Origin of the sequence: Chryseobacterium sp. KMC2, assembly GCF_016756935.1 — a bacterium.
Classification (GTDB): domain Bacteria; phylum Bacteroidota; class Bacteroidia; order Flavobacteriales; family Weeksellaceae; genus Chryseobacterium; species Chryseobacterium rhizosphaerae.
The window spans coordinates 340,732-356,246 of sequence record NZ_JAESIT010000001.1 but is presented as its reverse complement, the minus strand read 5'-3'; the positions used below and the strand labels follow the sequence as shown (position 1 = coordinate 356,246).

The following is a 15,515-nucleotide window of genomic DNA, read 5'->3' as shown; positions in this document are numbered from 1 at the left end:
GGAAGCTCACTTAGTATGAAGTTCTTTTAGTAAAACAATTCTGAGGGTAAATGTATTACACTTCAACTTAAAATACTCTTAATATTTAATAAAACACTGTGAAAAATTCATTGTTGATATTAAAAAATTACGTAACTTTGCATCCACTTTTTGTGGGAGAGGTTTGATAGGGTAAAATATTAAAAATTAATTACTTCCGTATTTTTTAAATCCACATTTATTCAAACCATTAAAAAAGAAGGAATACAAATTTTATTAGAAAATGTCAAAAGAGACAAATTCAGCAGAGGTTATTTTAAACCAAAACGTAGCACCAGAACAATTTGATTGGGATTCATTCGAATCAGGTCTTGATGCAGATGCGAGAAAAGAAAAAAGCGACTTAGAAGAAATCTACAACGGATCTCTAAACAGCCTAAACGACAATGACGTTTTAGTAGGTAGAGTAGTAAGATTAACTGACAAAGAAGCTATCGTAGACATCAACTTCAAATCAGAAGGTGTTATTTCTCTTAACGAATTCCGTTACAACCAAGGCCTAAGTGTAGGTGATGAGGTAGAAGTAATGGTTGACAAGAGAGAAGACAAAACTGGTCAGTTACAGTTATCTCACAGAAAAGCTAGAACGCTTAAAGCTTGGGATAAAGTAAACGAACTTCACGAAACTGGAGAAATCGTTAACGGTTTTGTTAAGTCTAGAACTAAAGGAGGTATGATCGTTGACGTTCACGGAATCGAAGCATTCTTACCAGGTTCTCAAATTGACGTTAAGCCAATTAAAGATTACGATCAGTTCGTAGGTAAAACTATGGAGTTCAAAGTTGTGAAAATCAACCCTGAGTTCAAAAACGTAGTTGTATCTCACAAAGCATTGATCGAAGCAGATATCGAAGGTCAGAAAAAAGAAATCATCGCTCAGCTTGAAAAAGGACAAGTTCTTGAAGGTACTGTTAAGAACATTACTTCTTACGGTGTGTTTATCGACTTAGGAGGTGTAGACGGATTAATTCACATTACAGATCTTTCTTGGTCTAGAGTGAACCACCCATCTGAAATCCTAGAAGACGGACAAACTGTGAAAGTAGTAATCCTTGATTTCGATGACGAGAAAACAAGAATCCAATTAGGTATGAAGCAATTAGAAGCTCATCCTTGGGATGCTCTTTCTGCTGACATGAAAGTAGGAGACAAAGTAAAAGGAAAAGTAGTAGTTCTTGCTGACTATGGTGCATTCGTAGAGATCGCTCCAGGTGTAGAAGGATTAATCCACGTTTCTGAAATGTCTTGGTCTACTCACTTAAGATCTGCTGGTGACTTTGTGAAAGTAGGTGATGAAGTAGAAGCTGAAGTATTAACTTTAGATAGAGAAGAAAGAAAAATTTCTCTTGGTATCAAGCAATTATCTAAAGATCCATGGGAGAATATCGAGGTTAAGTACCCGGTAGGATCTCAGCATGTAGGAACTGTAAGAAACTTCACTAACTTTGGTGTATTCGTAGAGTTAGAAGAAGGTATCGACGGATTAATCTACATTTCTGATCTTTCTTGGACTAAGAAAATCAAGCACCCATCTGAGTTCTGTGCAGTAGGTGATAAATTAGATGTTGTAGTTCTTGAATTAGACATCCAAGCTAGAAGATTATCTCTAGGTCACAAGCAATTGACTGAAAACCCTTGGGATAAATTCGAAACTAAGTATGCTGAAGGAACTATCCACGCTGGTAAAGCTGTAGAAGTTCACGATAAAGGAGCTTCTGTACAATTCGAAGATGCTGAAGTAGAAGCATTCTGCCCTTCAAGATTATTAGAGAAAGAAGATGGATCTAAAATCAAAAAAGGTGAAGATGCTCAATTCAAAGTAATCGAATTCAACAAAGAATTCAAGAGAGTAGTAGTTTCTCACACAGGAATCTTCAGAGATGAGGAAAAGAAAAATGTGAAAGACTCTTCTTCTAGAAATATCTCTTCTTCAAACAACGAAGAAAGATCAACTCTTGGAGATATCGATGCATTAGCAGAATTGAAAAGAAAAATGGAAGAAGGTAAATAATCTTTGAAACCATTTATAATATGGAGCCGCTCATTTGAGCGGCTTTTTTTATGCTTTATAATGGATACAATCCCGATCACTTACTTTTATTAATTTATGATAACAGACGGGAGTTTTTTATTACTTTTTCATGGTCTAACGTTAATGAATGGTTAATGGTTAAATATTTTATGTTATGGATAATATTAATGTTATTTTTAATTCAACTTAATTTAAAATATTGATTTATGAAAAAAGCATTCTTATTTTTCTTTTTAGCCTGTCTGATGGTGGGAAGTTCTTTAAAGGCACAGACGGACTATATTATCTGTCTTGATAATGGTTCTACCATAAATAATGCACGCTTCCAGGAGATGAAGCTTACAGCGGCTAAATTAATTGAACGTATCATGGCATGTCATCCTAAAAACAGATATGCGGTAGTTCATTATGGAACAGGCCTGAATAACGGTCCCAGCTTAGGGCTTACTCCAAGAATATATATAGAGTCAGATTTTACTACACTTACCTTTCCGGAACCTTATCTCAATAGAAGGCTTAGCTATGGTCAGCATTTTAATGAAGCGTTGGGGTTAATAGGGAATGCATTGGATGGCAGTTATAGCCCGGAGATTGTAAGTCCGCAGACTTCATTACATAAAAATGGAAGCTCCAAACTTGCAGTATTGGTACTTACTGACGGCTCCAGAAATACAGGGGATTTACTTACAGGATCATATCTTGCGAATTATTATGATACAGCATTAAATACTCCGGGAGCATTTAAAAATGTGACAGACTTTAAAGTAAACCGGGGTGCTAAATTTGTAATGATGCATATGAGTCCTAATGCGCAGTCTTCTGCTACGGGGGCCTCTATTGCGAGTGCCGGAGGATCATATTCTGGGGGAGTTGAAACTAATGTTAATGACCCGGATTACGGAGTTTTACCAAGACTGTATTATCCAAGACCTCAATCTTTTGTATTTGAATCTGTGTCAGAGATGCCTAAAGTTGATGAAATAATTAATAGCACTTGTAATACCGGAGTGTGGGGAAGTTTGAAATTCTATTACGAATACAATAGTTGTGGAGTATCTCCAGACTTTAATATTTATGGTGATTATACATTGCCTCCCGGAGCTACAGTGACCCACAGTAAAATGGTGGTTCGGGATATCAGTACAGGAGTGGATTACGGTATTTCCACAACTCCTACCTTCATCAGTGGTAATCAGGTGTATTTTCACTTCTATCCTTCGGATATTAATTTTCCTCCGGGATCTACAGCGAAATATAAATTTATCATGACCGTGCAGTATAGTTTTTCCAGTGGAACAATGGATGTAATGAGCTGGAATCATTATCCTATGTTCCCTTACGACCTGGATCTGGGAGTTTCATGTACAAGAGGAGTTCCTGAAGCTGCAGACAGCTCCATTAAAATTACACCTAACCCTACTGATGGCAAATTCAAGGGAGTTTTGAACAGAGAAATTGGATCGGGAAAGCTTGAAGTATTGGATTTGAATGGGAATGTATTGCTTACCAAAACGGTGGAAGGAAAAACATTTGATGCAGATTTGAAAAATAGACAGCAGGGTGTGTATGTTGTAAAAGTGACATCAGATAAAGGGGAAACAAACGTAGGTAGAATTATAAAAAAATAATTATTAGTAACGAAACTGTCCGTAAGGGCAGTTTCTTTTAATGAGTATTTTGGGTACAGAATGTAAGTAAAGAAAAATAATATGGCAGCTGCATACTGTCTTATACTCATAAAACAGAGTGTGGATTCTCTTTGTTGAGAAATATTCAATGGTTTATTTTGTTTTTAAATTCATATATATTAATTTATTTTAATTAAAAAGCTAATAATTTAACTTTTGTATTGTGAATTATTTGTAGATTAGCGGCTTTAATAATTGACATGAAAAATAAAACTTTACCTATTTTATTTGCTGTGTTTTCAGCATTTCCAGCTTTTTTGTTTGGACAAGATAATGAAAATTTGATTAAGGATTATATTTCTCAAAACAAAATGAGAGAATATAAAAAATCAGACCTTACTCATTTTATTATAGATAATGTAGATGACTCAAAGTCACTGAATGGGAATGTTGTAAAATTTGTACAGACCTATAACGGCCTACCAGTATACAGTTCTGTAGGAACAGCACTTATTAAGGATCATAAAGTTGTATATTATACAGACAATTTTATTAAAGATTATGTTTCAGCAACATCAAGTGTTGCCGTTATCAATAAAACTACGGCACTTCAAAAGATAGCAGAGGAACTAAATAATGCAGACATTGCTCATTTTACGATCCTGGAATATCTTGAGAAGAACAAAAAGAAAGGAACAGGATCGGCTAATCAAAGATTAGTATATGCCAATGATGGAAACGGGAATTTACGTCTCGTGTACGAATACAGTTTGATGGAGCCTAAATCTCCAAATCATTGGAATATTTTGGTTGATGCTTATAATGGAAATATCCTTGAGAAAAGTAATTTAACGTTATCATGTAATTTCCTTCCTGACGCATATGGCTCTGAGGCTGGGCATGATCATCATACACATCTTGAAAATTTACTTATTGGCCCTGATAATAAGACAGCTCAAAACAGCGCTTTCGTATTACTTCCGGACAATGCTTCGTATAACGTTTTTCCTATGCCTATTGAAGCCCCTACTTTTGGCTCAAGATCAATTCTTACCAATCCATGGATTTCTGTTGCATCTCCTGAGGGATGGCACTCTGATGGTGTTAATCATTACACCGTAACGAGAGGAAACAACGTTTTTGCTTATGAAGATGTTGCCGGAACAGCTTTAACGGATCCTGATTATCTACCCGGAACACCGGTAGATGGAGGTGCGGCAAGAAGCTTTGATTTCCCTTTTAGTATCAATGGAACTCCTGTGGCTAACAGAAATGCATCAATTACTAATTTGTTTTATCTGAATAATAGAATTCATGATGTTTTTTATCAGTTTGGATTCACAGAATCTGCTAAAAACTTTCAGCAGAATAACTTTGGAAAAGGTGGGGAAGATGATGATTCTGTATATGCGGAAGCTCAAGATGGTGGTGGTTTAAATAATGCCAACTTTTCTTCTCCGGCAGACGGATTTAACCCTAGAATGCAAATGTATTTATGGAATAGAGTGAATCAGTTGTTTTATTATAACACCCCTGCGGGAGCTGTTATACGTAAACCTAGGGCAGGAACTTCAGAATTTGGTGCTCCTTTAAGCGCTACCGGAATTACGGGTAATGTACAGTTATCTCCAGTGCCGGAAGGATGTACAGCTTTACCTGCAGGATCGCTTACAGGAAAAATAGGCTTGGTAGAAAGAGGAACATGTTCTTTTGTTGTTAAAACAAAAAACCTGCAGGATGCCGGAGCTACAGCTGTAATTATTTATAACAATGCAGTAAATGGAGAATCGATAGGTAATATGTCAGGAACAGATCCTGCAGTTACTATTCCTACTGTTCTAGTTGCCAAGTCTGAAGGAGATTATATTAATGGTCAGCTTACTGCTAATGTAACGGTAAATGTTACCCTTAAGGATGATCCGACTACCAGCGTAACACCGGATGGAAGTTTTGATAATGGTATTGTAACCCATGAGTATGGACACGGTATATCTAATAGACTTACAGGAACGGGTTCTAATTGTTTGAATGCAAACGTCAGCAGAGAACAGATGGGTGAGGGATGGTCAGACTTCTTTGCGTTAATGCTTACCAATAAAGCGGGAGATAATGCATCGGTGCCAAGAGGAATGGGAACTTATGTAGGAGGTCAGCCGATAGATGGAGGAGGTATCAGACCTGCTAAGTATTCTCCGGACCTTACCATCAATAATTATACCTATGGACGTACTAATGGTATGGTATATACTAATGCGAGTGGAGGGCTATCCCTTGATGTTCACTCTATTGGATTTGTTTGGGCCACCATGCTGTGGGATCTTCACTGGAAATATGTTGAAAAATATGGCTATTCATCTGATGTATTGGCAAACTCCACTAACGGAAGTAGCAGGGTATTACAGATCGTGACTGATGCATTGAAACTTCAGGGCTGTAACCCTTCATTCATTGATGGAAGAGATGCTATATTAGCTGCAGACGCAGCATCAAATCTAGGTCAGGATAAATGTATGATCTGGAATGTTTTTGCAAGAAGAGGACTGGGAGTAGGGGCTTCAGCAGGACTTAAAAACAATATCAATGACCAGGTGGAAAATTTCTCGGTACCGGCAGAATGTACGTTGGCTACGAATGAGGTGAAATCTGTAAAAGACAGCAAGATTTCTATTTACCCGAACCCTGCTAAAGATGAGTTTTACATTAACTTCCCAAGCAATGCCCTTGGAAAAGTAAGTGTGGAATTGTATGATACAAGTGGTAAGTTGGTTTCTTCCGAAGATAAAATTTCACCGGATGCTAAAAAAGCAATTTCTACAACTCATTTAGTCAATGGAGTATATATGGTAAAAGTAAAAGGACTTGGTTTTGAATCTACTTCTAAAGTAATCATAAAAAAATAATTAATTTTTATATCATTAGTAATTTCAGAGATCACCACAAGCTTGCTTGTGGTGATCTTATTTTATCTATTAAGATTAAGCTTGCAGGGTAGTTTAATTTATATGTCGTAACTTTGCAGGCTGTAAAAAAAATTATGAAGAAGAAAAATATACTAAAAGGTGTTTTATTTGTAGGAATTGGAGCTAGTATATATGGTATGTTAGCCACTTTTGTGAAAATGGCTTATCATGATGGCTTTACAACCTCAGAAGTTACCACTTCTCAGTTTGTATTGGGACTGCTTGGTTTGCTGATCCTGAATTTTATCCAGACGATTACCTCAAAACAAAAATTATCATTACCGAATTCTAAGGAAGTAAGGATGTTGATCCTTGCGGGAACTTCCCTGGGAGGAACAAGTTTGTTTTATTATATTGCTGTGCAGTATATCAATGTTTCCATTGCTATTGTACTGTTGATGCAGTCGGTTTGGTTCAGTGTAGTAGTAGAAAGTATTCTGGCAAAAAAACTGCCTAATGCAAGAAAAGTAGTTTCTGTAGTGATCGTATTGCTGGGAACAGTGCTGGCTACTAATCTTATTAATATGGAAATAGAACTGGATTGGCATGGAGTGTTCTGGGGATTAATGGCCGCTGCTTCATATACCTTGACGATGTTTACGTCCAATACACTGGCTACCCATCTTCCGGTATTCAGAAAGAGTATTATTATGCTGGCGGGAGGTTCTATAGTGGTTTTCACATTTTTATTCTTTGCGCAGATAGGCCCAATGTATTTTGATGGCTTAAAATCATTGTATTTAAACTTTACGGAAAATACAGAGCATATACACTCCTTTAATTATTCAATATTCTGGACATATGGATTTGTTTTAGCACTGTTTGGTACTATTATTCCACCAATCTTATTTAATATTGGTTTCCCTAATGCCGGTCTGGGACTTGGAAGTATTGTTTCTTCTCTGGAACTTCCGGTTTCAGTAACGATGGCTTTTGTTTTGCTGGGTGAAAAAGTGTTTTTGATACAATGGGTAGGTATCGTTTTGATTCTTTTTGCCATTGTTTTAATGAATCTGCCTTCCAAAAAAGAAAAGGGAATTTCCGTTGCAGAATTATCTTAAAAAATAATATTTAAATAAAAATAACAGTTGAAAACCGCTTCTTTTGAAGCGGTTTTTTTTAATTTTAATAACTAAAATAAAGTTCATGAAATATTTCAGAAATATAGTTGCGATGCTGGTGTTAACCGTTAGCCCGGGAGTAGCATTTTCCCAGGTAAAACCGTTAGATGCTGTACTTTCAGAATATAAATACCCTTACGATGTCCATTTTATCAGTTTACAATCTCAGAATAATGATATAAAAATGGCTTATATGGATGTAAAACCCAAAAATCCCAATGGAAAGGCAATTATGCTTCTTCATGGGAAGAATTTTAATGGGGCCTATTGGGAACACACGGCTAAAGATTTGTCTGCTAGGGGGTTCAGGGTAATTATTCCGGATCAGATAGGATTTGGTAAATCGTCTAAACCTCAGAATTATCAGTTCTCTTTTTCACAGCTGGCAGAAAATACCAAAGCCATATTGGATGAATTGAAGCTTGATAAAGTTATTGTCCTGGGACATTCAATGGGAGGGATGGTAGCTACCAGGTTTACTCTGCTATATCCGGAAAAAGTTCAGAAACTGATCCTTGAAAACCCCATAGGGCTTGAAGATTATAAAACCTTTGCCGGATATCAGACCATAGATAAGGCCTACCAGGCAGAGCTAAAAAATACCGCCGAAACCTATAAAAATTATCAGTTGAAATTTTATTATGACAATAAATGGAAAGATGAATATCAGCCCTGGCTGGATCTGATTGCCGGATGGACGCTTCATAAAGACTATCCACAGGTAGCATGGGATGCTGCCCTGACTACTGATATGATTTATAACCAGCCGGTTTGCTATGAATTTAAAAATATAAAGACTCCAACCTTACTGATTATAGGAACCAGGGACAGAACCGCAATAGGAAAGGATAGGGCTCCTAAAGCACTTCAACCTAAAATGGGGCAATACCAGGAATTGGGAAAGAAAACCCAGCAGGAGATTGCCGGTTCAAAACTTGTGGAACTTGAGAATGTAGGACATTTGCCACATATAGAAGTCTATCCTAAATTTTTTAAAGCTTTATATGACTTTATACAATAGGATAGAAATAAAAGGCTTAGTATTTCAAATATTTTACTGTTTGAAATGCTAAGCCTTTTTTATTTCTAAATTTGATTTTTTGTATAACATTCAAATCTTTATCCCAATCACATTCTTTAAGGATTTTTTTAATTAAAAAGATCATGTACTGATGATGTGCTTTCCTAACGCAAAGCTTTAGCTTCATTATCCATATTTTCAGGGAGCAAAGGATAGAACCAACTTCGTTGATTCGTCGAAGTGTATGGATAAGCATACATCCCACTTAAAATAAAGCGGAATTATTCATAAGCTTTGCGTTGATCTTTTTAATCAAAAAATAATTTCAAACTGACCTATTGAGTCTTATCAATAAAATATATAAGAATTCCCGAATAAAATTTAAACAGGCTCTAAGCTTTTAAGCTGTAAGCAGGTTGATAACCGGGATTTGTTATTTGTATATATTTCTGGTAATCATTTTTTTATAATAATATTTCACATTAGATTAATTCTTTTTCTCACTAAATATAAATAGGGCCATGACCCCAATTCCTGAAAAAATGAGAGAGGAAATTCCTAAGTTCTGAATATACCCAACGCTTACCAGTCCTGTTCCTATCATACTATAGTAGATAAGACCCAGCAGGGCTCCCGCACTTCCTGTTTCATTTTTATACTGTATCAGTGCTGTACTCAGGATATTGGGAATGGCAATACTGAATGCCATGACAATGAAAAAATAAGGGATTAAGAAGTATATTCCTTTACCTGCCAGTATCCATACAAAAGTAGAAGCGATACATGATCCCAGGGTGCTTATTTTAACTAAAGTTTTGGGTGATGCATTTTTTAATAACAGAAGCCTGTTAAGTTTTGCCCCTATAAACGTTCCTCCAGCCAGGATAATACTGCTGTATCCAAAAGCATAGGAAGAATAATGATTCTGTTTAAAAATAAAAGGAGCCAGCGCATAGTAAGAAAATAAGAGTACATTAAAACTCATAATTAATAAACAGCATTTGATTATTTCGCGGTCTTTAAGCATTCGTTTTAATAGATCAGTCAGAGTTCTCCTATTTATTTTTTTCCCCGGATAGCGGGTCTCAGATATCTTTCTTCTGGATAGGATATAAAATAAAACAGCCAGCAGATATAAGGTAATGAAAATACCCTGATGCCCTGTAGTAGAAGCCAATACAGAACCTGTAATCATGCCGATAACCGGGCTGATGGATAAACCTATTCCAATCCAGGAAAATACTTTACTGATATTCTCTTTATCATAACTGTCACGCAGAATAGTTTGGGTAACAATGGATCCTACAGAAATTCCAAACGCGGAAATAATCCTGGCAATAAGTAAGATGGTGAAGTTGGGAGCGAAGACAGCAGCCAGCGTTCCTACTCCATAGGTGATAAGCCCATATTCCAATGATTTTTTCCTTCCGATCCTATCGCACTGAACTCCCCAGAATGCCACTCCCAATGCAAACGCGATGAAATACAGACTGATAGTGAGTGCAGCTGATCCTTCTTTTACTCCAAAATGCTCCTGTACCAATGGTAAAGCAGGGCTATATATAGTCTCTGCAAACTGTGGAAGCATGACCAGCAGTATCATCAGCCAAAGGGGATTTGTCTTTTTCATTTTTTTCTGCAAAGTTTTGAAAAATTGAACGTATATTTATAATGATATAAAAACAAAAAATATCAAAAATAGGACATGGCTATACTGAAACAGGATCAGGAATTTGATGCGGATATCATCCCCGGAAAAGTCATAGGGATTGCTTCGGATATGGTTTTGCATGATTCCGGGTTTCATTTTCATCAAGCTAAAGCCCAGTTGCTGTATGCTCCTTCAGGCTGTATGACGGTTACGACTTCTGACAGACAGTTTGTTCTTCCGCCATTCAGAATGCTATGGATTCCTACCCATGAAATTCATAGGGTAAATTTTTGGAATATGGTGGCGTACAGATCGATCTATTTTGATGAAAGCTACGCTCAAAAATATATGAGCTCAGGACTTAAAGTTTTACATGTCAATTCTTTATTAAAAGAAATTATTGAAAGGATCTGCTTTTGGGAATGGACAGCTCCTGATCTTAATAAAGAGAATATTCTAAGCGTATTCTGGAACGAAATCATTACTGCACCTGAAGAAAAGCTAACGCTTATCATGCCTCAGGACATACGGCTAAAAAAAACAGTAGAGCAATGGACTTTGCGACTTTCTATACCACCTATGTTGACTCATCTGGCCAAAGAAATTGGCGCTGTTGAAAAAACGATAAGCCGTATTTTTAAGAAAGAAACCGGATTGTCTTATCAGGAATGGAGACAGCAATGGCGTCTCCAGAGATCGATTGAACTTTTAGTGGAAGGGAATTCTATTGGAGAGGCAGCTTATATTTTAGATTTCTCATCAGATAGTGCATTCATAGAGTTTTTCAAAAAGCACACAGGGTCTACACCTTTACAGTATCTGATGAAAAATGAGTAAAATGTACAGCAAACATCTGTATAAGACATACTTGTTTCCGAGCGGCCAGTGGAAGATTTGATAAAGAGGTCAATTTCTTGCCTTATGCAAAGTCTGTTGAAAAATAATTTGCATAAAATTGTATGACAAAACCATATTAAATACAAATCTTATGGAAAGTTACAGTACTATTATTGCAGTGAAAACAACAGCAGATAAGGTGTATGAAGCTCTGACCCATCAGGTTCCTCTCTGGTGGTCTGAAATGTTTAGTGGCTCATCAGCAGGGGCCGGTGCAGTATTCACTATAAGATTCGGGGAAAATATTCACAAAACAATACGGGTGGAAGAGTCGGTTCCCAATTCAAAAATAATCTGGTATGTGGAAGATTCATTGATTGCCCTTCCTGAATTAAAGAATCAGACGGAATGGATAGGTACAACAATAATTTGGGAGATAGAGCAGAAGGAAACAGATGTATTCCTGCATCTTACCCACCTGGGATTACACCCGGCTATTGAATGCTACGACATATGCTCTGAAGGCTGGATACAATTTACCGGAAGCCTGAAACAATTCCTGGAAACCGGAAAAGGAAATCCATATACAGCGTGACATTACCCCAATATTTATCACGTATAAAAAAAGAGACTATCTACGTATGTAAACAGCCTCTTTTTGTATGTATTGTTGTCTGAATTATTTCTTCTTGTAAGCAGCGTCTTTAATTCTTGCTTTTTTACCTCTAAGGTCTCTGAAGTAGTAAATTCTAGCTCTTCTAACTCTACCTCTTCTATCAACTTCAATTTTTTGAAGTGCAGGTAAGTTAATAGGGAATACTCTCTCTACACCTACATCACCACTCATTTTTCTGATGGTAAAAGTTTTTGTAGATCCAGCACCTCTTAATTGGATAACTGTTCCCTTGAAGAACTGAGTTCTTGTTTTTTGTCCTTCTTTAATTTCGTAATACACAGTGATTGTATCACCTGCTTTGAATTCAGGGAATTCTTTTTTTGTAATGTACTTGTCTTGTACGTACTTTAATAAATCCATTATTAATAAATAAAATGTTAAAGCTAAGCAACTTACACGCTTTTCGTCAGAGGTTGAATAACAGGTTGCAAATGTACAAAATAGTTTTTATATATACCAAACAAATAATGTAGTAAAAACTATAATTTTTTCATTGAGTTTTTGTTAAAAAATTAACATTTTCGTTAAGATTCCATCAGCCACAGTTTATATGGGAAGTCTACTTTTGCCCGAAATAAAAATCAGGATAAAGATTTTTAAAACACTGATTTACAATTTAAAACTCTATATGCTATTTTAAAATTAAACTACTATGAAACATTATTTCTTCTTTTTTTGTTTCGCGGTCCAGATGGCATTCGGGCAGGCTTTGTTTCCCTATCTGCAAAACCCTACTCCGAATTCTATGATCGTCAATTGGAAAACAGCTTCCAATAACGAAACAACCGTAATTTACGGAAATTCTCCAACGAATCTGAATGTAACTGTAACCGGGACAACCAATATCTTCTCAGATACAGGATATAATAACAATTACTATTATCACACGGCAAAAGTTACCAACTTACAGCCCAATACAAAATACTATTATAAGATAAAAACAGGAACCAGTGAGTCTGCAGTTTATAATTTCAGAACACTTCCTTTACCGGGGCAACCTGTAACGGCTGATGGGAAAATCCGTTTCCTTATCATGGGAGATAATCAGATCAAGGCAGAACCAAGATATGATACCCTTACTTTGAATGCTTTTAAAAAATTAAAGCAAAAGTTTGGTGCCACAGCCGACCCTTCGGATAATATTGCCCTTACGTTTATGGTAGGAGATCAGGTAGATGTAGGAACATTGGATCATTATGAAAATGTTCATTTTAAAAAGAATATCAAATTATCACCTTACCTGCCTATCCAGACAACCGTAGGAAATCATGAAACCTATGGAACTTTAGGAATGAATTCTTATTATGCTCATTTTTATATTGATGAGATTAAATATAAGAATATCACTTCCGGAAATGAGAATTACTATGCTCAGCAGGCAGGAAATGTATTGTTTGTAAGTTTGAGCTCCGAGCATACCGGTGCTGCACAACAGACCTGGCTGCAGCAGATTTTAAATGAAGCCAATAATGATCCTACGGTAGACTGGATTATCTCTTTAAGCCACAGACCCTATCAGGCAGAACAATATGTAGGAGATATTTCTACATGGGTAAGAAATAATGCGGTACCACTTTTAGTGACTTCTGATAAATACTTAATGCATGTAGGAGCTCACCATCACCTGTACCACAGAGGTCAGCTGAAAAATACACCGAATTATCAGATTATTTCAGGAGGAACTGCCTGGGATCAATATTGGGGAATGTCTAATGAGCAGGATTTTGATGATGTTCAGAAAACACTAACGGACTGGACGTACCAGATCGTAGAAGTAGATGTACAAAGCGGAAAGGTAGACGTAGAATGTTACTCTATCGGAGGTGTATATACTAAGAAAAACAATGAATTGGTAGATTCTTTCCACAGATATAAGAACCAGCCAAAACCTGCGAAACCATCTGTTACCAATACTTTTACCGGTCCAATTACCTTACCTTTGACATTGAATGGAAGTGCATTTTCATCTTCAAACGGGGAACTTTTAAATACCACTCAGTTCCTGATCAGTAAAGCAGCAGATTTTTCTGTCATTGAAAAAGAAGTCTACCGTGATTTTGAAAACTGGTTCGGAAAAGACGGTAACGGAAATCCGGATAAAGCCAAAAACCTTAATGATGGAGTAGATATTACAAAAGTAATGCTGGCAGCCAATTCTATCCCGAACGGTACTTATTATGTGAAAACAAGATACAGAGACAGAAATCTTGAATGGAGTGACTGGAGTGATGTAAAACAATTTGAAATTGTAGGAAGTGTGGTATCCAACCCTACATTTGCTTTAGACAAAACTGAATACACTCAAAGCGAACCTATTGTTGCCACTTTTACAGGAGGTCCCGGAAATCAGCAGGATTGGGTAGGACTTTATAAAAAAGGACAAACACCGGCCACTACAACTTCACAGGGATTTATCTATACCAACGGACAGACTGCAGGAACGGTTACTTTCAATAATGGTTTAGCTGCGAAAGGGCAGTACTTTGCAGGCTTTTTTGCCAACGGTGGATATACGGAAATTACCCCAAGAAAAAACTTCTATGTAGGCCCGAAAGTTCAGCTGCAAACTACTGCTGATGCCTATCCTGTAGGAGGGACTGTAGTGATTAATTTCAGCAACGGACCCAACCTGGTGAAAGACTGGATCGGGATCTATAAAATGGGACAGACTCCGGGAACCACAAATTCTTTAAAATGGAGTTATGTGACAACGGCATCAGGAACTCTTAATTTTACAGGTCTTCCCAAAGGATATTATTATGCTCAGTACCTACTGGAAGATGGTTATACCGGAATTGGGGAGAAAGTATTCTTTAAAGTAGGAGACATTGTTACCGAATTATGGACCAACAAACCTGTTTATACCCTTGGAGAGAGTATTACTGCATCATGGACAGATTCTCCGGGAATTATTAAAGACTGGTTAGGAATTTATCCGCAAAATATTCAGACTCCGGATGATAATTTTGTTTCCTATACTTACTTTGACGGGATTACACAGGGAACAAAAACAATTCAGGGAACGGCAGTACCTGCCACACCGGGCAATTATTATATGGTGATGTTTACCAATGATTCTTATACCGAGGTTTCAAACAGAGTACAGTTTCAGGTGACTTCACCTACTTTAGGAACAGAGGAGACAAGAAGTACCGAAAAGAATGTAGTGTTATATCCAAACCCTACTAAACCGGGAGAACCTACTTTCATTAAGAGTGATTATCCGATTGAGAAAATTGAATTGGTATCCGCATCAGGCGAATTGCTGTATGTATCAAAAAATATCAATAATCAACGTTTCTCTTTAGTGAATGAAAACCTTCCGAAAGGAGTATACTTTGTGAAAGTACATGGTAGAAAATTATTTACTTTAAAATTGATTATTCAGTAAAAAGGAAATTAACATAAGAGATAAACAGGCTGCCAGAAATGGCAGCCTGTTTTTTTGCAGTAAATAAAAAGGTTTTGCACATCATACCTGACCTTTGTAGGATACTGACCTTTTATTTTATAAAAAAGCAGCCTCAAAAACTGAAGCTGCTTTTCGTAT

Annotated in this window: 10 protein-coding genes; 8 read left to right on the top strand and 2 right to left on the bottom strand. The window is 36.7% G+C overall.

The features are described from left to right. Positions 1 to 262 precede the first annotated feature (262 nt). The 5 genes from rpsA (at position 263) to JML65_RS01540 (ending at position 8,801) form a co-directional block, all read left to right on the top strand. Positions 263 to 2,050: a 30S ribosomal protein S1 gene (rpsA, locus tag JML65_RS01560; RefSeq protein ID WP_047485638.1), complete on the top strand. Its 1,788-nt coding sequence runs from the start codon at positions 263 to 265 to the stop codon at positions 2,048 to 2,050. 227 nt (positions 2,051 to 2,277) lie between these two features. Further along, entirely contained in the window at positions 2,278 to 3,699 is a 1,422-nt protein-coding gene (locus tag JML65_RS01555) for a T9SS type A sorting domain-containing protein (RefSeq protein ID WP_047485636.1), read from the top strand. Between the two features lie 260 nt (positions 3,700 to 3,959). Beyond that, positions 3,960 to 6,599, top strand: coding sequence for a T9SS-dependent M36 family metallopeptidase (locus JML65_RS01550; RefSeq protein ID WP_237390755.1), 2,640 nt, complete (start codon positions 3,960 to 3,962; stop codon positions 6,597 to 6,599). 134 nt (positions 6,600 to 6,733) lie between these two features. Beyond that, positions 6,734 to 7,720: an EamA family transporter gene (locus JML65_RS01545; RefSeq protein ID WP_202269699.1), complete on the top strand. Its 987-nt coding sequence runs from the start codon at positions 6,734 to 6,736 to the stop codon at positions 7,718 to 7,720. 85 nt (positions 7,721 to 7,805) lie between these two features. Continuing rightward, on the top strand, positions 7,806 to 8,801 hold the full coding sequence (locus JML65_RS01540; RefSeq protein WP_202269698.1) for an alpha/beta fold hydrolase: 996 nt from the start codon (positions 7,806 to 7,808) through the stop codon (positions 8,799 to 8,801). 487 nt (positions 8,802 to 9,288) lie between these two features. Here the strand turns inward: JML65_RS01540 and JML65_RS01535 are convergent, their stop codons facing one another. Further along, positions 9,289 to 10,431: a multidrug effflux MFS transporter gene (locus JML65_RS01535; RefSeq protein WP_202269697.1), complete on the bottom strand. Its 1,143-nt coding sequence runs from the start codon at positions 10,429 to 10,431 to the stop codon at positions 9,289 to 9,291. Between the two features lie 75 nt (positions 10,432 to 10,506). Between JML65_RS01535 and JML65_RS01530 the strand changes: the two genes are divergently transcribed. Both JML65_RS01530 and JML65_RS01525 read left to right on the top strand, forming a co-directional pair. Continuing rightward, a complete protein-coding gene (locus tag JML65_RS01530; protein WP_202269696.1) occupies positions 10,507 to 11,289 on the top strand; it encodes an AraC family transcriptional regulator in 783 nt (260 codons plus the stop codon). Between the two features lie 151 nt (positions 11,290 to 11,440). Further along, positions 11,441 to 11,884, top strand: a complete 444-nt coding sequence (locus JML65_RS01525) for an SRPBCC family protein (protein ID WP_202269695.1) — start codon at positions 11,441 to 11,443, stop codon at positions 11,882 to 11,884. Positions 11,885 to 11,968: 84 nt separating this feature from the next. On the opposite strand, the gene rplS is transcribed toward JML65_RS01525, so the two are convergent. After that, positions 11,969 to 12,325 carry a 50S ribosomal protein L19 gene (gene rplS, locus JML65_RS01520; RefSeq protein WP_047485623.1) on the bottom strand — a complete coding sequence of 119 codons (357 nt, stop codon included), beginning with the start codon at positions 12,323 to 12,325 and terminating at the stop codon, positions 11,969 to 11,971. A 292-nt stretch (positions 12,326 to 12,617) separates the two neighbouring features. On the opposite strand from rplS, the gene JML65_RS01515 reads away from it, so the two are divergent. After that, a complete protein-coding gene (locus JML65_RS01515; protein ID WP_202269694.1) occupies positions 12,618 to 15,356 on the top strand; it encodes a fibronectin type III domain-containing protein in 2,739 nt (912 codons plus the stop codon). Positions 15,357 to 15,515 lie beyond the last annotated feature (159 nt).